Genomic DNA, 24,167 nt, shown 5'->3' on the forward strand with positions numbered 1-24,167 from the left:
GGACCTCCTCCCACAACGCCCGGCACCGATCTGCCAGCCAGGCGTTGAGTTCGGTGAAGCTGCCGAACTTGACCTTGGCCGCGTCGATCCAGATGCGCCGGCGGCTGTCCTGCACGTTCTTCTCGACGACGCCCTTCTCCCAACCAGAAGCGACGTTGCAGAAGTCAGGGTCCACCAGGTAGTGCGCGCACATGGTGGCGAAGCGCTCATTGACGATGCGGCCCTTGCCCTTCTTGACCTTGTCCACCGCCGTCTTCATGTTGTCGTAGATGCCCCGGCGGGCCACGCCGCCCAGCGCCGCGAACGAGCGCGTATGGGCATCGAACAGCATCTCGTGGCCCTGGCTGGGATAGGCCACCAGCCAGAACGCCCGCGAGGCGCACAGCTTCATGTGCGCGACCTGCGCCCGGTAGTAGATGCCGCCCACCACCAGACCTTCCTCGCTCCAGTCGAACTGGTAGGCCTCGCCGAGCTCGAACGCCAGCGGGATGAAGGCGTTGACCGCAGCACCTTGGCCCTCGCCCTGGCGCCAGGCCCGGATGAAGTCCGTCACCCGGGTGTAGCCGCCGTCGTAGCCAGACGCCTTGATCTCGGCGTACAGCGCCTTGGCCGTGCGGCGCTCGTGCTTGGGTCGCCGCGCGTCGGCCTTCAGCGCCTGCTTGAGGGCTTCGTGGAAGACCGTGAGCTTGCCGGGCTGCTCACCGCGCCGGTACTTCGGCGGGCCATCGACTTCGCCGTGCAGCCACTTCGAAACCGTGTTGCGCGACAGCCCCGTCATGCGCGAGATCTCGCGCTCCGACTTGAACTTCCGGCTATGCAAACGCCGGATCCTGCCAATCATGTCCATGGTGATCACTCCTCTCCCCTGCTGCACAAAATTGCAGCAGGGTAGGTTGTTCACCTGGCTCAGTTTTGGATCGGCACGACCCTCAAAAGTGGCTCAGTTTTCGGTCGGCGCCAACAGACGGGCTCTTGCTCTACGGCCCGCTACCAGGGCCGCTCACGGGAGGTCGACTCCGCGTCGGCGTCGTGGCCACGGCGCGCGGCCGACGACTCTATGGCAAGTACTCCGAGCGACTCGGCAAGCCAATTGCTCCGGCTAAGCCTGAGGACCCGAACCACTCATTGTTTCCTGGATTCCAGGCGATTTTCGGGGTTGAATGGCCTTTGGAGCCGGCCGCCTACATCGAGATTGATCCGGCCGGCCTGGATGCTGCGATCAGCATCCCCGATCGCCACCAAGCGATCCACAGGGCCGTGTCGCTCTACTCTGATGCCATCGTGGAGCACCTGCGCGATGACGCCGAGGCGCACATCGATCTCTGGATGGCCATCGTGCCGGAGGATGTCCACAAACATTGCCGTCCGCTGTCGAAGTCGAAGAAGGGAGGCCCGGAACAGGCTGCGCCGGTCGCCCTCATGGACAAGAAGCAGGCGACCCGGCTCTTGACTAATGAGCCTGGGCTCTTCGCAGAGGACGCCAAGTCGGCGGAGATTTACCTCTACGAACTCGACTTCCACAACCAGCTCAAGGCTCGGCTCTTGGAGCACAAGGCTGCGGTCCAGGTCGTGCGCGAGACGACTCTTGCGCCTGAGGAGTTCCCCAATAAGCTTGGCAAGCCGCTGCGTGCGTTGCAGGATCCGGCGACGTTGGCGTGGAACTTGGCAACGACGTGCTACTTCAAGGCGGGCGGTAAGCCCTGGCAGCTTGCCCACGTGCGCCAGGGCGTTTGCTATGTCGGCGTCGTATTCAAGCAAGACGCTTCGAATCCTGAGCCAGGCATGGTCTGCTGCGGCGCTCAGATGTTCTTGGAGTCGGGCGACGGCGTCGTCTTCAAGGGCACGCCGGGCCAGTTCAAGTCCGAGAAGGAGGACGAGTTCCACCTGCCCAGGGACAAGGCTAAGGCATTGATGTGTTTGGTTGTCGAGGCCTACCGCAAGGGCCATGGCGGCGAATCGCCCAAAGAGTTGTTCATCCATGGCAAAACCCGCTTCTCATATGAGGAGTGGGAAGGCTTTCGCGAAGCAGTGCCGCCACAGACCAACGTGGTGTGCGTGCGCATCCGCGAGGACTCCGGCGTCAAGCTGTATCGCCATGGCCCCAGTGCGATCGCGCGCGGGCTGGCGTGGGTCAAATCCGAAACCCGCGGCTACCTTTGGACCAAAGGCTATGTCACACGGCTTCAGACCTACGCCGGCCGCGAGGTTCCGAGTCCCTTGACCATCGAAATCGCGCGGGGGAACGCAGACATCGAGCAGGTCATGGCCGACGTGCTGGGCCTGACCAAGCTCAACTACAACGCCTGCATCTACGGTGACGGGGTTCCGGTGACTCTGCGCTTCGCCGACACCGTTGGCGAGATTCTGACCGCGGCGCCTCGCACGGAGGACTTACCGCCGCTGCCTTTCCGGTACTACATATGAGCTGCCGCGCTTGAAGCGAAATGCCGGCTCGATGACCGCTTACTGACGTTTAGCGTGAGTTGGTCTGCGGTAATCGGGTGACGGCAACCGCTGCGGTCCGGCCGTTTGATTGCAGGCGCCTCGGTTGCCGGCTCCTCAGCATCCGTTGGCCCAGGCCTCGATGGTTCGGCGGCGGAAGCGGGCTAGATAGGCCGCCTCGGGCACAGCGATGGCGGACCCTGCTCTGTCTCAGCCTCGCGCGCGCGAAGGCGTGGCTCTCGGAGATCCCCCAAAACATCGTGTCCAGCCGTCGACGGTCTCGCCGCCCTCCGGTTGCCTAATCGCGGGCGGATACGGGACGGGTGAACTGCGGTCGGAAATCGCGTCATCGCACGGATGGGCACAACTTGGGCACAGAACCCCACAACGCCGCGCCAACTGGGCACGGCCCGCGCTTGTGCCCAACATCTGTGCCCACGACCGTTGGACCACTCGCCCAACGGTCGCGATTTCGACCCAATGGTCAGGCTCGGGGCACGGCGCCCAACGGTCATTTCGACGCTGCGCTGAAAACCGCGGGCACGGCCAGGGCACGAAATGGGCACAGGATGGGCACAAAGCAAAACGCCGACCTTGTGGGCCGGCGCATATTCAGTTCTAAGTTGTTGTTTTTATTGGATATTTTGTGGTTGCGGGGGCAAGATTTGAACTTGCGACCTTTGGGTTATGAGCCCAACGAGCTACCAGACTGCTCCACCCCGCGACTGAGCCTCGCAGTATACCGTGAAAACGCCGCCTCTGGCCAGAGTGACCCTCTGCGGCCGCCTTTCCGCCTTGCCTTCAACGCGCCAGCAGCCCCATCAGGTTCTGGATGTCGGCACGGCAGGCGTCGGCTGCCGTGGCCTCGATGCGGCGGTAGATGGCGATCAGGCGCCGGCCTTCTTCGGTCAGGGCACTGCCGCCGCCGCGCGCACCACCGTGGGCGGAGTCGACGGCGGCCGTGCGCAGCGAGCGGTTGAGGTCGTCGAGCAGCAGCCAGGCGTGACGGTAGGACATGTCCAGGCTCTTGGCCGCCGCGGTGATCGAACCCGTGGCCGCTATGGCTTCGAGCAAGGCGATCTTGCCCGGGCCGACCACGGTGGCATCGCCGTCGGCGATGCGCAGGCGAAACTTGGGCACCGGCCCCTGCAGTGCGTGCCGGGGGGTGGGTTGGGTCTGCGTGGAGGTCATGGCTGGGTAGCGGGCGTGGGCGTGGGCGTGGGCGTGGGCGCCCTGCGTGCAAGGTGCCGATAGACGGTACTGCGGTGTACGCCCAGGCGCCGCGCCGCATCGGCCACGCTGTGGCCGCAGGCTTCAAGGGCCTGGTCGATGGCGTGGCGTTCCAGGTCTTCCAGGCGCGACACCGTTGTCGCGCCTTGTGGCGCTGCCGGTGCGACCGGCGCCGGGCCGGGCGGCCGGGCGGTGGCCGCTGGATGCTCCGCCACGGCCGGCGCCCGCAGTTCGGGTTCGGCCAGGCGCAGGTGGGCCGTCACACGCGCCGCCGTGACGGCCTCACCCGCCGCGGCCAGAGCCACCAGGCCGCGCAGCGTGCTGGCCAGTTCCCGCACATTGCCGGGCCAGGGCTGAGCCGCCAGCAGGACCAGGGCCTCGTCGTCCAGGCGCACGCCGCGCGCCGCGGCGCCGACATCGGCCAGCACCTTCTCGATCAGGGCATGGCGGTCGGCGCGGTCGCGCAGTGGCGGCAAGGCCACGGTGTAGCCGGCGACGCGGTAGAGCAGGTCGCTGCGGAAGGCGCCGTGCGCAGCCAGCGCAGGCAGGTTGCCGTGGGTGGCGCAGATCAGTTGGAAATCGACCGCCGTGGCCGCTCCGCCGCCCAGCGGCTGGACCTTGCGCTCTTCCAGCACGCGGAGCAGCCGCGTCTGCAGGAGCAGCGGCATGTCGGCAATCTCGTCCAGGAACAGCGTGCCGCCCTCGGCCTCGCGCACGCGCCCGGGCGATCCGCGCCGGCGTGCGCCGGTATAGGCGCCCTCCTCGTAGCCGAAGAGTTCGGCCTCGATCAGCGCCTCGGGCAGGGCAGCGCAGTTGACGGCGACGAAGGGGCCGCCGGCGCGGCGGCTGGCGGCGTGCAGGCGGCGCGCGAAGACTTCCTTGCCGCTGCCGGTTTCGCCGGTGACGAGCACCGGCACGCCGTGGTCCAGCACCTTCAGTGCCTCGTCCAGCAGCGGCGCCAGCGCGTCGGCGGCCGAGGGCGGACGCAGCACGCCGGAAGCACTCAGCGGGCGTGACGCGGGACGCGGCGCCGGGCGTTCGACACGCTCGGTGCGCACCGCAAAGGGCGGCTGGGCGCCGAGCGCGAATTCACCGCCCCAGCCCTTGCCAAGCACGGCGTCGACGTCCTGGCCCAGCAACTCGTCCCAGCGCCGGCCCAGCAGGGCCAGGGCAACGCGGTTGGCGCCGGTGATGCAGCCGTCTTCCACCACCATCAGCGCCTCGCGCGGCGAACCCAGCAGGCCTTGCTCGCGGTGAAATCGCAGCAGGTGGCCGCGGGCTCCGGCCAGCAGCAGGCGGTGCTCGATCTGCTGCGCCGCCATGCGCACCAGGCCCAGGGCGTGGCGGTTGACGCGTGCCGCCTCGCCAGAGATGTCGAGCACGCCGGCCACATTGCCGGTGGCCGTGAAGATGGGCGCGGCGGCGCAGCCTATGGCGGCGTTCTGCGGCAGATAGTGTTCGCGGCCCTGCACCAGCACCGGCGTGCTCTCGGCCAGCGCGGTGCCGATGGCGTTGGTGCCGCGGCGCGCCTCGGTCCATTCGACGCCGGGTGTGAGCGCCACGCGCTCGGCCTGGGGCAGGAAGTCAGGGCTGCCGATTTCCTCCAGGATCAGGCCGCTGGCATCGGTGAGCACGACGACGCAGCCGTTGCCGCTGGCGTGTTCGGTCAGTGCGTCCAGTTCGGGCAGGGCGCAGGCCAACAGGCGCGCGGCCATTTCGCGGCGCTCGCGCAGCGAGGCGCCGGCCAGCGGCGCGGCATCGACGGGGGCGCGGTCAAGATGACCACAGCGCTGCCACGAGCGCCGGATGTGTTCGGCCAGCGGGCCGCCAGTGGCGTCCAGGCCGGCCGGCAACAGCGCGCGGCCGCGCTCGGGTCGGGTCATGGGCCGCAAGGGCTCGGACATGGCGGTCTCCTGCTGGGGTGTCGCGTCGCAGCTTGCGACAGCCTTGCGACAAACAGCGAGATATTCGCACGGATATGTCGCAGGCCGCGAGGATGACCCTTCAAGGTGGCGAAATCCGGCCCGGCTGCCTACGGGTATGCACCGAGATTTGCGGGTACGCGCATTGCGAAAGAGGCTGGCGCGGCAGCGAAACCGGCTGCGCCGCCCTTTCAGCCCTACCCAAACCCCCTCAGGAGACAGACATGGACATGCTCGAACCCGGCAAATTCGGCACCGCGGTGCCGTTCAAGAAGCGCTACGCCAACTTCATCGGCGGCGAGTGGGTCGCGCCTTCCGGCAACCAGTACTTCGAGAACATCACGCCGATCACCGGCCGGGTCTTCTGCGAAGTGCCGCGCTCGACGGCCGAAGACATCGACCGTGCCCTCGACGCCGCGCACAAGGCCAAGACGGCCTGGGGCGCCTCCTCGCCGACCACGCGCGCCAATATCCTGAACAAGATCGCCGACCGCATGGAGGCCAACTTGGCCCTGCTGGCCGCCGCCGAGACCTGGGACAACGGCAAGCCCATCCGCGAGACCACCTATGCCGACCTGCCGCTGGCGGTGGACCACTTCCGTTATTTCGCGGCCTGCGTGCGCGCCCAGGAAGGCGGCATCAGCGAGATCGACCACGAAACCTATGCCTACCACTTCCATGAGCCCCTGGGCGTGGTCGGCCAGATCATCCCCTGGAACTTCCCGCTGCTGATGGCGGTGTGGAAGCTGGCCCCGGCGCTGGCCGCCGGCAACTGCGTGGTGATGAAGCCGGCCGAACAGACCCCGGTGTCCATCCTGGTGCTGATGGAGCTGATCGGCGACCTGCTGCCCCCGGGCGTGCTCAATGTCGTCAACGGCTTCGGCCTGGAAGCCGGCAAGCCGCTGGCATCCAGCAACCGCATCGCCAAGATCGCCTTCACCGGCGAGACCACCACCGGCCGCCTGATCAGCCAATACGCCAGCCAGAACCTGATTCCGGTGACGCTGGAACTGGGCGGCAAGTCGCCCAACATCTTCTTCGAGGACGTGCTGGCCAAGGACGACGGCTTCCTGGACAAGGCGCTGGAAGGCTTTGCGCTCTTCGCGCTCAACCAGGGCGAGGTCTGCACCTGCCCCAGCCGCGTGCTGATTCAGGAATCGATCTACGACCGCTTCATCGAGAAGGCCGTCAAGCGCGTGGCCGCCATCAAGCAGGGCAACCCGCTGGACATGAGCACGATGATCGGCGCCCAGGCCTCGAGCGAGCAGCTCGAGAAGATCCTGTCCTACATGGACATCGGCCGCCAGGAAGGCGCGCAAGTACTGATCGGCGGCGGCCGCAGCAAGCTGGCCGGTGACCTGGAAGGCGGCTACTACGTGCAGCCCACGGTCTTCAAGGGTCACAACAAGATGCGCATCTTCCAGGAGGAGATATTCGGCCCGGTGGTCAGCGTCACCACCTTCAAGGACGAAGCCGAGGCCCTGTCCATTGCCAACGACACGCTCTACGGCCTGGGCGCCGGTGTCTGGAGCCGCGACACCAACACCGCCTTCCGCATGGGCCGCGGCATCCAGGCCGGCCGCGTGTGGACCAACTGCTACCACCACTACCCGGCCCACGCCGCCTTTGGTGGCTACAAGCAGTCGGGCATCGGCCGCGAAAACCACAAGATGATGCTGGACCACTACCAGCAGACCAAGAACCTGCTCGTGAGCTACAGCGAGAAGCCGCTCGGCTTCTTCTGACCGACCGCACGCATCGCTGTCATCGCCACGGCGCCCCGCTCGGCCCCCAGGCTGCGCGGGGCGCATTTTCTTTATCGCTTGAAACAGGAGGTCTGCATGGCTCCCGAGGTTCTTCGCGTCACCGCCACCGAGGCGGCCTTGGCGCTCATCGCCAAGCTGCGCGCCAAGCATGGCGCGCTGATGTTCCACCAGTCGGGCGGCTGCTGCGATGGCAGCGCGCCGATGTGCTATCCGCAGGGCGACTTCATCGTCGGCGACTACGACAAGCACCTGGGCGAGATCGGCGGCGCGCCCTTCTACATCAGCGGCCCGCAGTTCGAGTACTGGCAGCACACCCAACTCATCATCGACGTGGTGCCCGGCCGCGGCGGCATGTTCTCGCTCGAAGGCCCCGAAGGCCTGCGCTTCCTGACGCGTTCGCGGTTGTTCACCGACGAGGAGTGGGCGGTGCTGGAGGCGGCGGGCCGCTGAAGACCGCACCGAGAGGCGCGTTCGACCACGCCATCGTTACCAGCTGCTACGCCTGACAACCACCGCCGCAACGCCAGCGTTGTATGGGAGCCTGCCGGCCCGCGCCTTCGCCGGGCTGCGTGGGCTGGAGACCTTCCCATGGCCACGACCACGCCGCGTTCCAGCCTCTTCCGCCGTGCCGCCCTCGCTGCGGCCCTCGTGCTGCCGCTGGTGGGCTGCGGGGGCGGCCTCTACATCGATATTGGCGACATCTGGGGGCCGCCGCCCGATGTGTCCCTGGTCGCCAGCAGCGATTTCGCGCAGCGCGGCGAATTCATCCGCCTGAGCGCCGCAGCCAGCGCAGTGAATGGCCTGGACCAGGTCAGCTTCTACCGCATCGATCCCGGGGTCGACACCCGGCTCGCCACCCTCTCGGGTCCGCCCTTCCAGATCGAGACCGCCATTCCCGCCAATGCCGGCCGCACCGTGAGCTATTTCGCCAGCGCCTGCGACGACGCCGGCTTCTGCACCGACAGCGCGGTGGTCACTGTCAACGTCGTTCCCTGAGGCCTCGCTCCAGAAGCAAACAACCCCGGCACGAAGACATCGTGGCCGGGGCTGGCGGAGCAGGGGCGCGGGCTGAGCCGCGCGGTCGCTCGGGGAATTACTCGGCCTTCTCTTCGGCCTCCGGCGCAGCCACCGGTTCCGGGCGGTCGAGCAGCTCGACATAGGCCATGGGCGCGTTGTCACCGACGCGGAAGCCCATCTTCAAGATGCGGGTGTAGCCGCCCGGGCGCGTCTTGAAGCGCGGGCCCAGCACGTCGAACAGCTTGCTCACGACATCGCGGTCACGCGTGCGGTTGAAGGCCAGGCGGCGGTTCGCCAGCGTCGGCTCCTTGCCCAGCGTGATCAGCGGCTCGACCACGGCGCGCAGCTCCTTGGCCTTGGGCAGCGTGGTCTTGATCGCCTCGTGGGTGATGAGCGAGTTGCACATATTCCTCAGCATCGCCAGGCGGTGCGAGGTGGTGCGGTTGAGTTTGCGGGGGCCGTTACGGTGGCGCATGGTGCTATTCCTATCTCTTATTGAACCCCGGCCGTGTCAGGTACCGGGGGTTGCACATGGCAGGCGCTGATCAGCGCTTGTCCAGGCCCTGCGGGGGCCAGTTTTCCAGCCGCGCGCCGAGCGTGAGCCCGCGCGAAGCCAGCACTTCCTTGATCTCGTTCAGGCTCTTGCGGCCCAGGTTCGGCGTCTTCAGCAACTCGGTCTCGGTGCGCTGGATGAGATCGCCGATGTAGTAGATGTTCTCGGCCTTGAGGCAGTTGGCCGAACGCACCGTGAGTTCGAGCTCGTCCACCGGACGCAGCAGGATGGGATCGAAGGGCGTCGGGCGCGAGGGCTGCGGCACCATGCTGTCGATCGGGTTCACGTCGATCTGGCCGAAGAAGGCCAGCTGCTCCACGAGGATGCGGGCGCTCTGGCGGATCGCTTCCTCGGGCGCGATGGCGCCGTTGGTCTCGATCTCCATCACCAGCTTGTCGAGGTCGGTGCGCTGCTCGACGCGGGCGTTCTCGACCGCGTAGCTGACGCGGCGCACGGGCGAGAAGCTGGCATCCAGCACGATGCGGCCTATGCTCTTGGTCGGCTCGTCGCCGTAGCGGCGCATCGTGCCCGGCACATAGCCGCGGCCCTTCTCGACCTTGATCTGCATGTCGAGCTTGCCGCCCTGCGACAGGTGGGCGATGACGTGCTCGGGATTGATGATCTCGACGTCGTGCGGGGTCTGGATGTCGGCGGCGGTGACGGCGCCCTCGCCTTCCTTGCGCAGCACCAGCGTGACCTCGTCACGGTTGTGCAGCCGGAACACCACGCCCTTGAGGTTGAGCATGATGTGGACGACGTCTTCCTGAACGCCGTCGATCGCCGAGTACTCGTGCAGCACGCCGGCGATGGTCACCTCGGTCGGCGCGTAACCCACCATCGACGACAGCAGCACACGCCGCAGTGCGTTGCCGAGGGTGTGGCCGTAGCCGCGCTCGAAAGGCTCGAGCGTGGCTTTGGCGCGATGGTTGCCGAGCGGCTCGACCACGATGGCCTTGGGCTTCAGAAGGGTGGTTTGCATGGAGTGTGTCTGTTCCTGTCAATACCCTCGGCTCGTTACACCGATAAGGCTGATGGACCGCGCCGGGTCGGGATGAGGCCGCCGCGCACCCGGCACGCGCAACGGCACTCGAAAGGGCGTGCCACCTGAACGGCGGCCCCGCGCCTTAACGCGAATAAAGTTCGACGATCAGCGCTTCCTTGATCTCGGCGCCGTACTGATCGCGGTCGGGCACCTTCTTGAAGGTGCCTTCCATCTTGGTCGCGTCCACCGAAACCCAGTCGGCCAGGCCGATGGATTGCGCCAGCTTCAGCGCGTCGGTGACGCGCAGCTGGGTCTTGCTCTTCTCGCGCAGCGCCACCACGTCGCCCGGCTTGACCTGGTACGACGGGATGTTCACGACCTGGCCATTCACCGTCAGTGCCTTGTGCGACACCAGCTGGCGCGCCTCGGCCCGCGTCGAGCCGAAGCCCATGCGGTAGACGACGTTGTCCAGGCGGGTTTCGAGCAGGGCCAGCAGGTTGGCGCCGGTATTGCCCTTGCGGCGCTCGGCCTCGGCGAAATAGCGGCGGAACTGGCGCTCAAGCACGCCGTACATGCGCTTGACCTTCTGCTTTTCACGCAGCTGCATGCCGAAGTCGGACGTGCGCGAGCCGCTGGTGCGGCCATGCTGGCCCGGCTTGCTGTCGAACTTGGCCTTGTCGCTGATCGAGCGGCGGGCGCTCTTCAGGAAAAGATCGGTGCCTTCACGGCGGGAAAGTTTGGCCTTGGGGCCGAGCAGACGTGCCACTTTTTATGTCCTCTGGATGGCTCTGACGCGGCAACGGCTCCCGCAATGGAAGCCTCCGCGCGAGTCTGGCGACGTGGAGACGTGGCGCACAGACGGTGGGCTTGATGGAAGGATGGGATCCTTCGGCAAAACTGCCGGCAAGCGGGTTGCTGCCGGCGCGGAAAACCGCTGAGTATAGCGCCCGCGCAAAGAACGCGCGGGGCCGGGCCTGGCGGCCCTCAGATGCGGCGGCGCTTCTGCGGCCGGCAGCCGTTGTGCGGGATCGGCGTCACGTCGCTGATCGAGTTGATGCGGATGCCCAGCGAGGCCAGCGCACGCACGCTCGATTCGCGGCCCGGGCCGGGGCCCTTGATGCGCACGTCGAGGTTCTTGATGCCCTGCTCCTGCGCGGCGCGGCCGGCCACTTCGGCCGCCACCTGGGCCGCGAAGGGCGTGCTCTTGCGCGAACCCTTGAAGCCCTGGCCGCCGCTGGACGCCCAGGCGAGCGCGCCGCCCTGGCGATCGGTGATGGTGATGATCGTGTTGTTGAACGACGCATGCACATGCGCGATGCCGTCCGCGACGTTCTTGCGGATCTTCTTGCTTACGCGGCGCGCAGCGGTATTGACGGGTGCCTTGGCCATGTCTGGTTTCTTTCAGTGTTGCTGCCGGCTTACTTCTTCAGCGCGGCTGCGCCCTTGCGCGGACCCTTGCGGGTACGGGCATTGGTGCGCGTGCGCTGGCCGCGGACAGGCAGGCCGCGGCGATGGCGGAAGCCGCGGTAGCAGCCCAGGTCCATCAGGCGCTTGATGTTGATCGAGAGTTCGCGACGCAGGTCGCCCTCGATCGTCATGCGGCCGATTTCCTCGCGGATCTTCTCAAGATCAGTGTCGCTGAGGTCCTTGATCTTCTTGGAATAGGCGATGCCGACCTGGTCGCAGATCTTCTGCGCCGTCGAACGGCCGATGCCGTAGATCGAGGTCAGGCCGATTTCCGCATGCTTGTGCGGAGGGATGTTGATACCGGCTATGCGTGCCATGTCGATTCCTCTGGATTAGCCCTGGCGCTGCTTGTGGCGCGGGTCGGTGCAGATCACACGCACCACGCCCTTGCGGCGGATGATCTTGCAGTTGCGGCACATCTTCTTGACCGAAGCGGCGACTTTCATGGTCTTCTCCTTGACCCAATAACTCGTGAGACTACTTGGCGCGGAACACGATGCGTGCCCGCGACAAGTCGTAGGGGGTGAGCTCGACGGTCACCTTGTCGCCGGGCAGGATGCGGATGTAGTGCATGCGCATCTTGCCGGAGATGTGACCGAGAACCACATGGCCGTTTTCCAGCTTGACGCGGAAGGTGGCGTTCGGGAGGTTCTCGAGAATCTCCCCCTGCATCTGGATGACGTCGTCTTTGCTCATGACGTCTTGAAGTTGGCCTTCTTGAGCAGTGATTCGTACTGCTGGCTCATCACGTAGCTTTGCACCTGGGCCCAGAAGTCCATCGTCACGACGACGATGATCAGCAGCGAAGTGCCGCCGAAGTAGAAGGGCACGTTGTACTTGAGCACGAGGAACTCGGGCAGCAGGCACACCGCGGTGATGTAGACCGCGCCACCCAGCGTCAGGCGGCTGAGGATGCGGTCGATATGCTTGGCGGTCTGGTCACCCGGGCGGATGCCGGGGATGAAGGCGCCGCTCTTCTTCAGGTTGTCAGCGGTTTCGCGGCTGTTGAAGACCAGCGCCGTGTAGAAGAAGCAGAAGAACACGATCATCGCCGCATACAGCATCACGTAGACCGGCTGGCCCGGCGAGAGGCCGGCCGAAAGGTCCTTCAGCCAGCGCAGGCCCTCGCCGGTGGCGAACCACCCGACGATCGTGGCCGGCAACAGGATGATCGAGCTGGCAAAGATCGGCGGAATCACGCCCGACATATTGAGCTTGAGTGGCAGGTGCGATGACTGGCCGCCGTAGACCTTGTTGCCGACCTGGCGCTTGGCGTAGTTGACCAATATCTTGCGCTGACCGCGCTCGACAAAGACCACCGCGAAGGTCACGAAGATCACAACGGCGATGATGAAGAGGCAGGCCACGATGCTCATTGCGCCGGTGCGCACCAGCTCGAACAGCCCCGCCAGCGCTGCCGGCAGGCCGGCGACGATGCCGCCGAAGATCAGGATCGAGATGCCGTTGCCCAGGCCGCGCTCGGTGATCTGCTCGCCCAGCCACATCAGGAACATCGTGCCGGCGACCAGGCTCACCACCGTCGTCATGCGAAAGCCGAAGCCGGGAGACAGCACCAGGCCAGCCGAGCCTTCAAGCGCCAGCGCGATGCCCAGGCTCTGAAAGATGGCCAGGCCCAACGTGCCGTAGCGCGTGTACTGGGTAATCTTGCGGCGGCCGGCCTCGCCTTCCTTCTTGATGGCCTCGAGCGAAGGCACCACATAGGTCATCAGCTGCATGATGATGCTGGCGCTGATGTAGGGCATGATGCCCAGGGCGAAGACGGTGAAGCGCGACAGCGCCCCGCCGCTGAACATGTTGAACAGGTTCAGGATGCCGCCGCTCTGGCCCTTGAAGAGCTGCTGCAGCTGCACCGGGTCGATGCCGGGCACGGGGATGTGCGCTCCGACACGGTAGACCACGAGCGCCAACAGCAGGAAGACGATGCGGCGACGCAAGTCGCCGAACTTCCCACTCTTGGCCAGCTGGTTGGCGGAGGTAACCACGTCCGGCTTCTTTCCTTAGGCCTTGGCCTTGGCGACCAGCTTGCCGGCGGGCTTGGCAGCGACCACGGCCTCAACGCTGCCACCGGCAGCCTCGATCACGGCCTTGGCACCGGCGGTAGCGAGAATGCCCTTGAGCGCCACCTTGCGGGTGAGCTCACCGGACTTGATCACCTTGACGTGCTTGATCAGTTCGCGCACCAGGCCGGCGGCCTTGAGCGTGAGCAGGTCAACCTCGTCGGCGCCCAGCGCCTCGAGGTCGGCCAGGGTTACTTCGCCGTTGTACTTGAGCTGCGCCGACTTGAAGCCGCGCTTGGGCAGGCGACGCTGCAGCGGCATCTGGCCGCCTTCGAAGCCGACCTTGTGGTAGCCACCGGCGCGCGAGCCCTGGCCCTTGTGGCCACGGCCTGCCGTCTTGCCCAGGCCCGAGCCGATGCCACGACCCACACGGCGCTTGGCGTGCTTGGCGCCCCCCGCGGGCTTGATCTTGTTCAGTTCCATCAGAGCACCTTCACCAGGTACGCAACCTTGTTGATCATGCCGCGCACCGCCGGCGTGTCCTCGAGGGTGCGCTGGCTGTCGATGCGGCGCAGGCCCAGGCCACGCACCGTGTCGCGGTGCGACTGGCGCGTGCCGGCCACGCTCTTGACGAGCTTGACGGTGAGCGTCTTCTTGTCGGTCATCTTGGTTCTCCGCTGCGGCTTCAGTTGAAGATGTCTTCAACCGTCTTGCCGCGCTTGGCCGCAACCTCGGCGGGCGTGGTCGAGCGCTTGAGCGCGTCGAGCGTGGCGCGCACCATGTTGTACGGGTTGGTCGAGCCCAGGCTCTTGGCCACGATGTCGGTGACACCCATGACCTCGAACACGGCGCGCATCGGGCCGCCGGCGATGATGCCGTCACCCGGCTTGGCCGGCGCCATGATGACCTTGGCCGCGCCGTGCTCGCCGCGCACGTTGTGCTGGATGGAGCCGTTGCGCAGGCTGACCTTGATCATGTTTCGGCGGGCCGATTCCATGGCCTTCTGCACCGCCACCGGCACTTCCTTGGCCTTGCCCTTGCCCATGCCGATGCGGCCGTCGCCGTCACCGACGACAGTCAGCGCGGCGAAGCTCAGCGTGCGGCCGCCCTTCACCACCTTGGTGACGCGGTTGACCGCGATCATCTTTTCCTTGAGCCCGTCGTCGTTCGCTTCGGTCTGCGCGCGGGGAGTGAACTTTGCCATTGCCTTGTTTCCTTCCGGGGCCGCTTAAAACTGGAGCCCGGCTTCACGCGCCGCCTCGGCCAGCGCCTTGACGCGGCCGTGGAAGGCGAAACCCGAACGGTCGAAGGCGACCTTCTCGATGCCGGCGGCCTTGGCCTTCTCGGCGATGCGCTTGCCCACCGCGGTGGCCGCGGCGACATTGCCGCCCTTGCCGCCGAGCGCCTCGCGCACTTCCTTCTCGGCCGTGGACGCACTGGCCAGCACCTGGGTGCCGTCGTCGGAAACGATGGCGGCGTAGATGTGGAGGTTGGAGCGATGCACCGCCAGCCGGGCCACACGCTGCAGCGCAATGCGCACGCGCGTCTGGCGCGAACGGCGCAGGCGTTGTTCTTTCTTGGTCATGCTCATGGCTGCGCTCCTTACTTCTTCTTCGTCTCTTTCAGCACCACGCGCTCACCGGCGTAGCGGATTCCCTTGCCCTTGTAGGGCTCGGGCGGACGGAAGGCCCGCACTTCGGCGGCCAACTGGCCGACGACCTGGCGGTCCGGACCGGAGATCACGATCTCGGTCTGGGTCGGCGTCGCGACCTTGATGCCGGCGGGCATGTCCTTGACGACCGGGTGCGAGAACCCGATCTGCAGATTCAGCTTCTGGCCCTGGGCCGCGGCGCGAAAACCCACGCCGACCAGGTTGAGCTTCTTCTCGAAGCCCTTGCTGGCACCATTGACCATGTTGGCGACCAGCGCCCGCATGGTGCCGCTCATCGCGTCGGCCGCGGCCGAGTCGTTGGCGGGTGTGAAGCTGAGCTTGCCGGCATCGTTCTTGATGGCCACCAGGGGGTTCAGCTTGCGCACCAGCGTGCCGTTGCTGCCCTTGACGGTGATCTGTTCGGCCGATATCGACACGTCCACGCCTTGCGGGACGGTGACGGGCATCTTTCCTACGCGGGACATCTGTTTGCTCCCTTAGGCGACGTAGCAGAGGACTTCGCCGCCGACGCCGGTCTGGCGCGCCTTGCGGTCGGTCATCACACCCTTGGGCGTGGTCACGATGGCCACGCCGAGGCCGTTCATGACCTGCGGAATCGCGTCACGGCCCTTGTAGATGCGCAGGCCGGGGCGGCTGACACGCTCGATGCGCTCGATCACCGGACGACCGGCGTAGTACTTGAGCGCGATATCGAGTTCGGACTTGCCCTCGTTGGCGCGGACGTTGAAGCCATCGATGTAGCCCTCGTCCTTCAGCACCTGCGCGATCGCGACCTTGAGCTTGCTCGACGGCATCGTGACCGCAGCCTTGGCAACGATTTGGGCGTTGCGAATGCGGGTCAGCATGTCGGCGATGGGATCACTCATGCTCATGAAAACTCTCCTGCTCTGCGCGCCGGGTTCACCAGCTGGCCTTGACCATGCCGGGAATGTCGCCCTTGAAGGCGAGCTCGCGGATCTTGTTGCGGCCCAGGCCGAACATGCTGAAGGTGCCGCGGCCACGACCGGTGATCGCGCAGCGGTTGCGCAGACGGGTCGGGTTGGCGTTGCGCGGCAGCTTCTGCAACTCGAGACGGGCGCCGTAACGCTCTTCGTCGGACAGCTGGGCGTTGTTGGACACAGCCTTCAGCTCGGCGTACTTCTTCGCGTACTTGGCGACCAGCTTCTCGCGCTTTTCCTGGCGCTTCTTGACGGACAGTTTGGCCATGGGTCGGTGCCTCAGTTCTTGAAGGGGAACTTGAACGCCGTCAGCAGTGCCTTGCACTCGTCGTCGTTCTTCGCGCTCGTCGTGATGCTGATGTTCATGCCACGGATCGCGTCGATCTTGTCGTACTCGATCTCGGGGAAGATGATCTGCTCTTTGACGCCGATGTTGTAGTTGCCGCGGCCATCGAAGGCACGGCCGGAAATGCCGCGGAAGTCGCGCACCCGGGGCAGCGCCACGGTGACGAAGCGATCAAGGAATTCGTACATGCGCACGCCACGCAGTGTGACCATGGTGCCGATGGGCACGCCGTCACGGATCTTGAAGCCGGCGATGGCCTTCTTGCTCTTGGTGACGACAGGCCGCTGGCCGGCGATCTTGGTCAGGTCGCCGACGGCGTTGTCCATCACCTTCTTGTCCGACACCGCCTCGCTCACGCCCATGTTGAGCGTGATCTTCTGCAGACGCGGCACCTGCATCACCGAGGTGAAGCCGAACTTCTTCATCAGCTCGGGCACGATGGTGTCGCGGTAGATGGTCTGCAGGCGCGCGGGCGGCACCGGGCCGCTGTCGGCCGCACCCGCGGGCGCGGCTGCAGCCTTCGCTGCCTTGGCGGCCTTCTCGGCCTTCTCGGCCTTGGTCGGCTTCGGTGTATTGGCTGCTGTGCTCTTTGCCATTTTGCTCAAGCCTTGATCTCGGCGCCGCTGGACTTGAAGACGCGAAGCTTCTTGCCGTCGTCCTGCAGCTTGATGCCCACGCGGTCAGCCTTGCCCGTGGCGGCGTTGTAGATCGCCACGTTCGACTGATGGATAGGCATCGTCTTGTCGACGACACCACCGGTGGTGCCTTTCATCGGGTTGGGCTTGACGTGCTTCTTGGCCACGTTGACGCCCTCGACGACGATGCGCTCGTCGTCGACGCGCTGCACCACAGTGCCGCGCTTGCCCTTGTCGCGGCCGGTGGTCACGATGACCTGGTCGCCCTTGCGAATCTTGTTCATGTTCGGGTCCTTGCGAAGCGGTGCGTCAGAGCACTTCGGGAGCCAGCGAGACGATCTTCATGAAGCGCTCGGTGCGCAGTTCGCGCGTCACCGGGCCGAAGATGCGCGTGCCGATGGGCTCAAGCTTGGCGTTCAGCAGCACGGCGGCATTGCCGTCGAACTTGATCAGCGAGCCATCCTGGCGGCGCACACCCTTGGCGGTGCGCACGACGACGGCACTGTAGACCTCGCCCTTCTTGACGCGACCACGCGGCGCAGCTTCCTTGATGCTGACCTTGATGACGTCGCCAATGCCGGCATAACGCCGCTTGGAGCCGCCGAGCACCTTGATGCACATGACGGACTTCGCGCCCGTGTTGTCGGCCACGTCGAGCCGCGATTGCATTTGGATCATGATGTCTTTCCCAACTTGCCCGCTGCGCTGCATTGCTGCAGACCCTGCGGCCAGTCTTGGGCCCGTGTATGGGATGGACCGGATCGGTGTTGGCTTGCTTTCGCAAGCCGTCTAAGCCAATCCGGCGAAGCCTTGAAGTATGGCAGAACTTGTGAGGAGCAGTCAAGCAGCCCCGCACAATATCTTCAGGCGAGGATTTCCTTGGCCTGGCGCAGCATCGTTTCCGCGTCGCTGACCTCGAACTTGCCGGCGCCCTCGACGTTGAGCGTCTTGACCACGCCGTCGACGACGAGCATCGAATAGCGGTTGCTGCGCAGGCCCATGCCTCGCGCCGTGAGGTCGAGCGTGAGGCCGGTGGCCTGGGCGAAGGCAGCGCTGCCGTCGGCCATCATGCGCACCTTGCCGCCGGTCTTCTGGTCGCGGCCCCAGGCCCCCATCACGAAGGCGTCGTTGACCGACACGCACCAGATCTCGTCGACACCGGCTGCCGTCAGCGCATCGGCGCGCTCCACGTAGCCTGGCACATGCTTGGCCGAACAGGTGGGCGTATAGGCGCCGGGCAAGGCAAAGAGGGCGATCTTCTTGCCCGCTGTGGCTTTCTCGATGTCAAAGCTGTTGGGGCCGAGCGAACAGCCATTGCCTTCGACCTCGATGAATTCCTGCAGGCTGCCCGCGGGCAGCTTGTCTCCGACTTTCAGCATGCATGTCTCCTTGGCGATGAAAAACGACCGGGGCTGGAGTCTCCAGCGGCCGGCCGTTCGGTGCCCTTGCGGGGTCATTGCCCCGCAGCGTGGATCAGACCAGCCTGGCCTTCTCGATCAGGCGGGTGACGGTCCAGGACTTGGTCTTGCTGATCGGGCGCCCTTCGGCGATCTCGACCAGATCACCCATCTTGTACTCGCCCTTTTCGTCGTGGGCGTGGTACTTGCGCGACTTGGCGACGATCTTGCCGTAGAGCTCGTGCGCGGTACGGCGCTCGACCAGCACGGTCACGGTCTTGGCGCGCTTGTCACTGACGATGCGCCCGACGAAGGTGCGGGTGTTCTTGACCGGCGCGGCGGCCGGGGCCGCTGCGGTGGTGGCGGTTTCGCTCATTTCGCGGCCCCTTGCTGCTGTGCGCCCTGCTGGCGCTTCTTCTCGGCGATGACGGTCTTCACGCGCGCCACATCGCGCCGGGTGCGGCCCAGCTGCGTGTGGTTGGTGAGCTGCTGGGTCGCCTTCTGCATGCGCAGGCCGAAATGGGCCTTGAGCAGGTCAGAGACTTCCTTCTCCAGCGCCACGATGTCCTTGGCGCGCAGTTCGGCGGTACGGTTGGCGGTCTTTTTCATGCGTGTTCTCCGCTTAGGTGCCGACCTGGCGCGCGACGAAGGTCGTGCGCAGCGGCAGCTTGGCCGAGGCCAGCAGGAAGGCTTCGCGCGCCAGTTGCTCGGGCACGCCGTTGATCTCGTACAGCACCTTGCCCGGCTGGATCTCGGCGACGTAGTACTCGGGGTTGCCCTTGCCGTTGCCCATCCGGACTTCGGCCGGCTTCTGCGAAATCGGCTTGTCGGGGAAGATGCGGATGAAGATGCGGCCACCGCGCTTGATGTGGCGGCTGATGGCACGGCGAGCGGCTTCGATCTGGCGCGCCGTGATGCGGCCGCGCTCGGTGGCCTTGAGGCCGAATTCACCGAACGAGACATTGGCACCGCGCGTGGCGATGCCGGTGTTGCGGCCTTTTTGTTCCTTGCGGAACTTGCGACGTGCGGGTTGCAGCATCGTTATTCTCCTTTGGTCTCGCCGCCGACGGCGGGCGTGGCCGGCGGGCCGGCACGGCGCACGCGCTTGACAGCGGGGCCACGCGGGCCGTCGCCGGCGGGCGCGGCCGGGGCAGCGGCGGTGAGGTCGCTGCGCGGCGCGGGGCGATCACTGCCCGGGCGGTCGCCGGGGCGGCCGCGGCCGGCACCGGGGCGACCGTCGGGACGCGGGCCGCGGCGGTCGCGGCGGTCGTTGTCGCCTTCGGTCTTGGGCAGCTGCGGGGCTTCGCCATTGGCCAGGCGGTCACCGCGGTAGACCCAAACCTTGACGCCGATGACGCCGTAGGTGGTCTTGGCCTCGGAGAAGCCGTAGTCGATGTCGGCGCGCAGCGTGTGGAGCGGCACGCGGCCTTCGCGGTACCACTCGCAGCGGGCGATCTCGATGCCGTTCAGACGGCCCGAGGACATGATCTTGATGCCCTGGGCACCCAGGCGCATGGCGTTCTGCATCGCGCGCTTCATGGCGCGGCGGAACATGATGCGCTTCTCAAGCTGCTGCGTGATGCTGTCGGCGATCAGCTGGGCATCGACTTCCGGCTTGCGGATTTCTTCGATGTTGACAGCGACCGGCACGCCCAGGCGACGCGCCAGTTCGGCCTTCAGGTTCTCGATGTCCTCGCCCTTCTTGCCGATCACCACGCCCGGACGCGCCGAGAAAATGGTGATGCGGGCGTTCTTGGCGGGGCGCTCGATCAGGATGCGCGAGACCGCGGCGCTCTTGAGCTTGCCCTTGAGGTATTCGCGCACGTCCAGGTCTTCGGCCAGCATGCCGGCGAAGTTCTTGTGCGTGGCGAACCAGCGCGACTGCCAGGCGCGCGTGACCGCGAGGCGGAAGCCGGTCGGGTGGATTTTCTGTCCCATGCTTTTCTCTCAGTTCCCGACGCTTAGTTGCCGACCGTGACGAAGATGTGGCACGTGCCCTTGCTGATGCGGGCACCACGGCCCTTCGCACGGGCCGAGAAGCGCTTGAGCACCGCGCCCTGCTCGACGTAGATCGACTTGATCTTCAACTCGTCGATGTCGGCGCCGTCGTTGTGCTCGGCGTTCGCCACCGCGGACTCGACGGCCTTCTTGATGATGCCGGCGGCCTTCTTCTGCGTGAAGGTCAGGATGTTGATCGCCTGGTCCACCTTCTTGCCGCGGATCATGTCGGCGACGAGCCGGCCCTTGTCCACGGAAAGGCGCACGCCGCGCACGCTGGCTTTGGTTTCAGTTGCCATTTCGCCAGCTCCTTACTTCTTGGCCTTCTTGTCCGCGGGGTGACCCTTGAACAAGCGGGTGAGGGCGAACTCGCCGAGCTTGTGGCCGACCATCTGGTCGGTCACATACACCGGAACGTGCTGCTTGCCGTTGTGGACGGCCACCGTCAGGCCGATGAACTCGGGCAGGATGGTGCTGCGGCGCGACCAGGTCTTGATCGGCTTCTTGTCCTTGATGGCGGCGGCCTTCTCGACCTTGGCCATCAGGTGGTGGTCCACGAAGGGACCCTTTTTCAGCGAACGGGTCATGTTCTACGACCTCACTTCTTGCGACGCGAGACGATCATCGTCTGCGTGCGCTTGTTGCTGCGAGTGCGGTAGCCCTTGGTCAGGGTGTTCCACGGCGACACTTGCGGCTTGCCTTCGCCGGTGCGGCCTTCGCCGCCGCCGTGCGGGTGGTCCACCGGGTTCATCGCAACGCCGCGGACGGTCGGGCGTATGCCCTTCCAGCGGATCGCGCCGGCCTTGCCGTACTGGCGCAGGCTGTGCTCTTCGTTGCTGACCTCGCCGATGGTGGCGCGGCAGTCGATGTGGATCTTGCGCACTTCACCGGAGCGCAGGCGAACCTGCGCGTAGATGCCTTCGCGCGCCATCAGCGTCACCGAGGTGCCGGCGGAGCGCGCGATCTGCGCGCCCTTGCCCGGCATCATCTCGATGCAGTGGATGATGGAGCCGACCGGGATGTTGCGGATGGGCAGCGTGTTGCCGGCCTTGATCGGCGCCTCGGAGCCCGACATCAGCGTCGCACCGGCTTCGACACCGCGCGGGGCGATGATGTAGCGGCGCTCGCCGTCGGCGTACAGCACCAGCGCGATGTGTGCGGTGCGGTTGGGGTCGTACTCGATGCGCTCGACCTTCGCCGGGATGCCATCCTTGTTGCGCAGGAAATCGACGACGCGGTAGTGGTGCTTGTGGCCCCCACCCTTGTGGCGCATCGTGATGTGGCCGTTGTTGTTGCGCCCGGACTTCTGCTTCTGGGGCTCGAGCAGCGAAGCCTCGGGGGCACCCTTGTGCAGGTGCTTGTGCACCACCTTCACCACGGCGCGGCGGCCGGGCGACGTGGGCTTGACCTTGATGACAGCCATTTAAGCGGCCTCCCCCGAGAAATTGAGCTCCTGGCCCGGCTTGAGCGCCACGAAGGCCTTCTTGACGTGGTCGCGGCGGCCGATGGTGCGGCCGAAACGCTTGACCTTGCCCTTCTGGATGGACGTGCTGACCGAGGCAACCTCGACCTTGAACATCAGCTCGACCGCCGCCTTGATCTCGGGCTTGGTGGCATCGCGCAGAACCTTGAACATGACCTGGTTCTGCTTCTCGCCGATGCGCGTTGCCTTCTCGGAGATGATGGGCGCGACCAGCACGTTGGCCAGGCGGCCTTCGTCGAACTTGCGCTCGGCGGGAGCGGGATTGATGCGGCTCATGCGAACATCTCCTTGAGCTGCTCGATCGCGCCCTTGGTCACCAGCACCTTCTTGTAGAAGACGAGGGACAGCGGATCGGCGTAGCGCGGCTCGACCACCAGCACATTGGCCAGATTGCGCGAGGCCAGCGCCAGGTTGTCGTCGATCTGGTCGGCGATGACCATCACCGAGTCCAGGCCCATGGCCTTGAACTTGGCGGCCAGCAGCTTGGTCTTGGGGGCGTCGACACTGAGGCTGTCAACCACCGCCAGGCGGCCGTCGCGGGCCAGCTGCGAGAGGATGGACGCCATGCCGGCGCGGTACATCTTCTTGTTGACCTTGTGCGAGAAGTTCTCGTCGGGCCGGTTCGGGAAGATGCGACCACCCCCACGCCACAGCGGGCTGGAGGTCATGCCGGCGCGGGCGCGGCCGGTGCCCTTCTGGCGGAACGGCTTCTTGGTCGAGTGCTTGACCTCGCCGCGGTCAAGCTGGGCCCGGGTGCCCTGGCGCGCATTGGCCTGGAAGGCCACCACGATCTGGTGCACCAGCGCTTCGTTGTAGTCGCGGGCGAACACGGTGTCGGGGGCGTCAACCTTGGAGGTCGCCTGACCCTGGTCGTTGAGGAGCTCGAGTTGCATCACTGGGCTCCCTTCTTCAGCTTGGCCTTGATGGCCGGGCGCACGACCACATGGCCGTTCTTGGAACCCGGGACGGCGCCGCGAACCAGCAGCAGCGAACGCGCTTCGTCGACACGGACGATGTCGAGGTTCTGCGTGGTGACGGTTTCGTCGCCCATGTGGCCGGTCATCTTCTTGCCCGGGAACACGCGACCCGGGTCCTGCGCCATCGAGATCGAGCCCGGCACGTTGTGCGAACGGCTGTTGCCGTGCGACGCGCGCTGCGAGCTGAAGTTGTGGCGCTTGATGGTGCCCGCGAAGCCCTTGCCGATGGACGTGCCCTGCACGTCGACCTTCTGGCCGGCGGCAAACACGCTGACGGGCACCACAGCGCCCGGCTTGTACTGGCCGACGATGTCCGCGGTGACGCGGAATTCCTTGAGGACTTCGCCCGCCTCGACACCGGCCTTGGCCAGGTGCCCGGCTTCGGGCTTGGTGACGCGGCTGGCCTTGCGGGCGCCGAACGCGACTTGCAGCGCGTTGTAGCCATCGGTGGCCGCCGTCTTGACTTGCGTGACGCGGTTGTTGGACACGTCGAGCACCGTCACGGGGATGGCGTCGCCATCGTCCGTGAAGATGCGCATCATGCCCACCTTGCGGCCCAGCAAGCCGAGCTGTTCGCTCATGCTCATGGTCATTTCTCCAGCACCCAAGCCTGCCGGCAGGGGCGCCTTTGTTCACGGTCCCGACATCGATTGGCCGGGGCTGGATTGCCGGCCCTCTGGGAGCCGACTCTGCGACATCCCTTGGGATGTCGCGAAAAGCCTGCGATTGTAGCAGTTGCGGGCGAACCCGCAACTGCCTCGTCGCCGGAAAAGCTTACTGCAGCTTGATCTCGACGTCCACGCCGGCCGGCAGGTCGAGCTTCATCAGCGCGTCCACGGTCTTGTCGGTGGGGTCGACGATGTCCATCAGGCGCTGGTGCGTGCGGATCTCGAACTGGTCGCGGCTCGTCTTGTTGACGTGCGGCGAGCGCAGGATGTCGAAACGCTGCATGCGCGTCGGCAGCGGCACGGGGCCGCGCACGATGGCGCCGGTGCGCTTGGCGGTGTCGACGATCTCCAGCGCCGACTGGTCGATCAGCTTGTAGTCAAAGGCCTTGAGGCGGATGCGGATCTTTTGCTTGGTAGACATGTCCGCCCCTTATTCGATGATCTTGGCCACGACGCCGGCGCCGACGGTACGGCCGCCTTCACGGATGGCGAAGCGCAGGCCTTCTTCCATCGCGATCGGGTTGATCAACTTGACCGTGATGCTGACGTTGTCGCCCGGCATCACCATCTCCTTGTCCTTGGGCAGTTCCACCGCGCCGGTCACGTCCGTCGTGCGGAAGTAGAACTGCGGGCGGTAGTTGTTGAAGAACGGCGTG

37 protein-coding genes, 1 tRNA gene and 1 pseudogene are annotated in these 24,167 nt (G+C 65.9%); 4 read left to right on the top strand and 35 right to left on the bottom strand.

What is annotated here, in order from left to right; genetic code table 11:
* The coding region (istA, locus tag JMV16_RS13375; RefSeq protein ID WP_201494786.1) for an IS21 family transposase at positions 1-847 on the bottom strand (847 nt) is incomplete at its 3' end.
* Positions 848-1,029: 182 nt separating this feature from the next.
* Here istA and JMV16_RS13380 point away from each other — a divergent pair.
* Positions 1,030-2,424, top strand: a complete 1,395-nt coding sequence (locus JMV16_RS13380) for a hypothetical protein (protein WP_201494787.1) — start codon at positions 1,030-1,032, stop codon at positions 2,422-2,424.
* A 665-nt stretch (positions 2,425-3,089) separates the two neighbouring features.
* Here the strand turns inward: JMV16_RS13380 and JMV16_RS13385 are convergent.
* From JMV16_RS13385 to JMV16_RS13395, 3 genes are all read right to left on the bottom strand, one after another.
* Positions 3,090-3,166 (bottom strand) — tRNA-Met (locus JMV16_RS13385).
* A 77-nt stretch (positions 3,167-3,243) separates the two neighbouring features.
* Positions 3,244-3,633: a winged helix-turn-helix domain-containing protein gene (locus JMV16_RS13390; protein WP_201494788.1), complete on the bottom strand. Its 390-nt coding sequence runs from the start codon at positions 3,631-3,633 to the stop codon at positions 3,244-3,246.
* The gene (locus tag JMV16_RS13395) at positions 3,630-5,576 is read right to left on the bottom strand and encodes a sigma-54-dependent Fis family transcriptional regulator (protein ID WP_236580510.1); all 1,947 of its coding nucleotides are present in this window, start codon (positions 5,574-5,576) and stop codon (positions 3,630-3,632) included. Before JMV16_RS13395 ends, JMV16_RS13390 begins: the two co-directional genes overlap by 4 nt.
* A 242-nt stretch (positions 5,577-5,818) precedes the next feature.
* On the opposite strand from JMV16_RS13395, the gene adh reads away from it, so the two are divergent.
* The 3 genes from adh to JMV16_RS13410 all read left to right on the top strand — a co-directional run bounded on the left by adh (position 5,819) and on the right by JMV16_RS13410 (position 8,356).
* Positions 5,819-7,339, top strand: coding sequence for an aldehyde dehydrogenase (adh, locus tag JMV16_RS13400; RefSeq protein ID WP_201494789.1), 1,521 nt, complete (start codon positions 5,819-5,821; stop codon positions 7,337-7,339).
* 96 nt (positions 7,340-7,435) lie between these two features.
* Positions 7,436-7,810 carry a DUF779 domain-containing protein gene (locus tag JMV16_RS13405; protein WP_201494790.1) on the top strand — a complete coding sequence of 125 codons (375 nt, stop codon included), beginning with the start codon at positions 7,436-7,438 and terminating at the stop codon, positions 7,808-7,810.
* Positions 7,811-7,948: 138 nt separating this feature from the next.
* Positions 7,949-8,356: a hypothetical protein gene (locus JMV16_RS13410; RefSeq protein WP_201494791.1), complete on the top strand. Its 408-nt coding sequence runs from the start codon at positions 7,949-7,951 to the stop codon at positions 8,354-8,356.
* A 97-nt stretch (positions 8,357-8,453) separates the two neighbouring features.
* Here JMV16_RS13410 and rplQ read toward each other — a convergent pair whose 3' ends face one another.
* The 31 genes and pseudogenes from rplQ to tuf all read right to left on the bottom strand — a co-directional run.
* Positions 8,454-8,852 carry a 50S ribosomal protein L17 gene (gene rplQ, locus JMV16_RS13415; RefSeq protein WP_201494792.1) on the bottom strand — a complete coding sequence of 133 codons (399 nt, stop codon included), beginning with the start codon at positions 8,850-8,852 and terminating at the stop codon, positions 8,454-8,456.
* Positions 8,853-8,922: 70 nt separating this feature from the next.
* Positions 8,923-9,909, bottom strand: a complete 987-nt coding sequence (locus JMV16_RS13420) for a DNA-directed RNA polymerase subunit alpha (RefSeq protein ID WP_201494793.1) — start codon at positions 9,907-9,909, stop codon at positions 8,923-8,925.
* Between the two features lie 145 nt (positions 9,910-10,054).
* Entirely contained in the window at positions 10,055-10,678 is a 624-nt protein-coding gene (gene rpsD, locus JMV16_RS13425; RefSeq protein ID WP_201494794.1) for a 30S ribosomal protein S4, read from the bottom strand.
* Positions 10,679-10,896: 218 nt separating this feature from the next.
* On the bottom strand, positions 10,897-11,301 hold the full coding sequence (gene rpsK, locus JMV16_RS13430; protein ID WP_201494795.1) for a 30S ribosomal protein S11: 405 nt from the start codon (positions 11,299-11,301) through the stop codon (positions 10,897-10,899).
* A gap of 29 nt (positions 11,302-11,330) precedes the next feature.
* Positions 11,331-11,696, bottom strand: a complete 366-nt coding sequence (gene rpsM, locus JMV16_RS13435; protein WP_201494796.1) for a 30S ribosomal protein S13 — start codon at positions 11,694-11,696, stop codon at positions 11,331-11,333.
* 15 nt (positions 11,697-11,711) lie between these two features.
* Positions 11,712-11,825 carry a 50S ribosomal protein L36 gene (gene rpmJ, locus JMV16_RS13440; RefSeq protein ID WP_009548427.1) on the bottom strand — a complete coding sequence of 38 codons (114 nt, stop codon included), beginning with the start codon at positions 11,823-11,825 and terminating at the stop codon, positions 11,712-11,714.
* A 31-nt stretch (positions 11,826-11,856) separates the two neighbouring features.
* Positions 11,857-12,075 (bottom strand): translation initiation factor IF-1, encoded by a 219-nt coding sequence (gene infA / locus JMV16_RS13445; protein ID WP_011830996.1) that lies wholly within the window; start codon positions 12,073-12,075, stop codon positions 11,857-11,859.
* Positions 12,072-13,382, bottom strand: coding sequence for a preprotein translocase subunit SecY (gene secY / locus JMV16_RS13450; protein ID WP_201494797.1), 1,311 nt, complete (start codon positions 13,380-13,382; stop codon positions 12,072-12,074). The genes infA and secY overlap by 4 nt, the downstream gene beginning before the upstream one ends.
* A 15-nt stretch (positions 13,383-13,397) precedes the next feature.
* On the bottom strand, positions 13,398-13,880 hold the full coding sequence (rplO, locus tag JMV16_RS13455) for a 50S ribosomal protein L15 (protein ID WP_201494798.1): 483 nt from the start codon (positions 13,878-13,880) through the stop codon (positions 13,398-13,400).
* The gene (gene rpmD / locus JMV16_RS13460; RefSeq protein ID WP_201494799.1) at positions 13,880-14,062 is read right to left on the bottom strand and encodes a 50S ribosomal protein L30; all 183 of its coding nucleotides are present in this window, start codon (positions 14,060-14,062) and stop codon (positions 13,880-13,882) included. Before rpmD ends, rplO begins: the two co-directional genes overlap by 1 nt.
* A 20-nt stretch (positions 14,063-14,082) precedes the next feature.
* Positions 14,083-14,601 carry a 30S ribosomal protein S5 gene (gene rpsE / locus JMV16_RS13465; protein ID WP_201494800.1) on the bottom strand — a complete coding sequence of 173 codons (519 nt, stop codon included), beginning with the start codon at positions 14,599-14,601 and terminating at the stop codon, positions 14,083-14,085.
* Positions 14,602-14,625: 24 nt separating this feature from the next.
* Positions 14,626-14,988 (bottom strand): 50S ribosomal protein L18, encoded by a 363-nt coding sequence (rplR, locus tag JMV16_RS13470; RefSeq protein WP_201494801.1) that lies wholly within the window; start codon positions 14,986-14,988, stop codon positions 14,626-14,628.
* Between the two features lie 11 nt (positions 14,989-14,999).
* The gene (gene rplF, locus JMV16_RS13475; RefSeq protein ID WP_201494802.1) at positions 15,000-15,533 is read right to left on the bottom strand and encodes a 50S ribosomal protein L6; all 534 of its coding nucleotides are present in this window, start codon (positions 15,531-15,533) and stop codon (positions 15,000-15,002) included.
* A 12-nt stretch (positions 15,534-15,545) separates the two neighbouring features.
* A complete protein-coding gene (rpsH, locus tag JMV16_RS13480) occupies positions 15,546-15,941 on the bottom strand; it encodes a 30S ribosomal protein S8 (protein WP_201494803.1) in 396 nt (131 codons plus the stop codon).
* 28 nt (positions 15,942-15,969) lie between these two features.
* Positions 15,970-16,275 (bottom strand): 30S ribosomal protein S14, encoded by a 306-nt coding sequence (gene rpsN / locus JMV16_RS13485; RefSeq protein WP_201494804.1) that lies wholly within the window; start codon positions 16,273-16,275, stop codon positions 15,970-15,972.
* Positions 16,276-16,286: 11 nt separating this feature from the next.
* Positions 16,287-16,949, bottom strand: a complete 663-nt coding sequence (rplE, locus tag JMV16_RS13490) for a 50S ribosomal protein L5 (RefSeq protein WP_201494805.1) — start codon at positions 16,947-16,949, stop codon at positions 16,287-16,289.
* A 5-nt stretch (positions 16,950-16,954) separates the two neighbouring features.
* On the bottom strand, positions 16,955-17,272 hold the full coding sequence (rplX, locus tag JMV16_RS13495) for a 50S ribosomal protein L24 (protein WP_201494806.1): 318 nt from the start codon (positions 17,270-17,272) through the stop codon (positions 16,955-16,957).
* Positions 17,273-17,297: 25 nt separating this feature from the next.
* Positions 17,298-17,666, bottom strand: coding sequence for a 50S ribosomal protein L14 (rplN, locus tag JMV16_RS13500; RefSeq protein ID WP_201494807.1), 369 nt, complete (start codon positions 17,664-17,666; stop codon positions 17,298-17,300).
* A 185-nt stretch (positions 17,667-17,851) separates the two neighbouring features.
* On the bottom strand, positions 17,852-18,367 hold the full coding sequence (locus JMV16_RS13505; RefSeq protein ID WP_201494808.1) for a peroxiredoxin: 516 nt from the start codon (positions 18,365-18,367) through the stop codon (positions 17,852-17,854).
* A 94-nt stretch (positions 18,368-18,461) separates the two neighbouring features.
* Positions 18,462-18,761 (bottom strand): 30S ribosomal protein S17, encoded by a 300-nt coding sequence (gene rpsQ, locus JMV16_RS13510; protein ID WP_201494809.1) that lies wholly within the window; start codon positions 18,759-18,761, stop codon positions 18,462-18,464.
* The gene (rpmC, locus tag JMV16_RS13515) at positions 18,758-18,994 is read right to left on the bottom strand and encodes a 50S ribosomal protein L29 (RefSeq protein WP_201494810.1); all 237 of its coding nucleotides are present in this window, start codon (positions 18,992-18,994) and stop codon (positions 18,758-18,760) included. Before rpmC ends, rpsQ begins: the two co-directional genes overlap by 4 nt.
* 13 nt (positions 18,995-19,007) lie before the next feature.
* The gene (rplP, locus tag JMV16_RS13520; RefSeq protein WP_201494811.1) at positions 19,008-19,424 is read right to left on the bottom strand and encodes a 50S ribosomal protein L16; all 417 of its coding nucleotides are present in this window, start codon (positions 19,422-19,424) and stop codon (positions 19,008-19,010) included.
* Positions 19,425-19,426: 2 nt separating this feature from the next.
* Positions 19,427-20,323, bottom strand: coding sequence for a 30S ribosomal protein S3 (rpsC, locus tag JMV16_RS13525; protein WP_201494812.1), 897 nt, complete (start codon positions 20,321-20,323; stop codon positions 19,427-19,429).
* 23 nt (positions 20,324-20,346) lie between these two features.
* Positions 20,347-20,682, bottom strand: coding sequence for a 50S ribosomal protein L22 (gene rplV / locus JMV16_RS13530; protein WP_201494813.1), 336 nt, complete (start codon positions 20,680-20,682; stop codon positions 20,347-20,349).
* A 12-nt stretch (positions 20,683-20,694) separates the two neighbouring features.
* Positions 20,695-20,970 carry a 30S ribosomal protein S19 gene (gene rpsS / locus JMV16_RS13535; RefSeq protein WP_201494814.1) on the bottom strand — a complete coding sequence of 92 codons (276 nt, stop codon included), beginning with the start codon at positions 20,968-20,970 and terminating at the stop codon, positions 20,695-20,697.
* Positions 20,971-20,981: 11 nt separating this feature from the next.
* Complete coding sequence (rplB, locus tag JMV16_RS13540) at positions 20,982-21,806, bottom strand: 50S ribosomal protein L2 (RefSeq protein ID WP_201494815.1); 825 nt, start codon at positions 21,804-21,806, stop codon at positions 20,982-20,984.
* A complete protein-coding gene (gene rplW, locus JMV16_RS13545) occupies positions 21,807-22,142 on the bottom strand; it encodes a 50S ribosomal protein L23 (protein ID WP_201494816.1) in 336 nt (111 codons plus the stop codon). It abuts the gene before it with no gap.
* Positions 22,139-22,759, bottom strand: a complete 621-nt coding sequence (gene rplD, locus JMV16_RS13550) for a 50S ribosomal protein L4 (RefSeq protein WP_201494817.1) — start codon at positions 22,757-22,759, stop codon at positions 22,139-22,141. Before rplD ends, rplW begins: the two co-directional genes overlap by 4 nt.
* Entirely contained in the window at positions 22,759-23,430 is a 672-nt protein-coding gene (gene rplC / locus JMV16_RS13555) for a 50S ribosomal protein L3 (protein WP_201494818.1), read from the bottom strand. The genes rplD and rplC overlap by 1 nt, the downstream gene beginning before the upstream one ends.
* A gap of 187 nt (positions 23,431-23,617) precedes the next feature.
* Positions 23,618-23,932 (bottom strand): 30S ribosomal protein S10, encoded by a 315-nt coding sequence (gene rpsJ, locus JMV16_RS13560; RefSeq protein ID WP_201494819.1) that lies wholly within the window; start codon positions 23,930-23,932, stop codon positions 23,618-23,620.
* Positions 23,933-23,941: 9 nt separating this feature from the next.
* Positions 23,942-24,167 (bottom strand): annotated as a pseudogene (gene tuf, locus JMV16_RS13565) (elongation factor Tu); the annotation flags it as partial.

The organism is Rubrivivax sp. A210, assembly GCF_904426505.1.
Taxonomy (GTDB): Bacteria; Pseudomonadota; Gammaproteobacteria; order Burkholderiales; family Burkholderiaceae_C; genus Rubrivivax.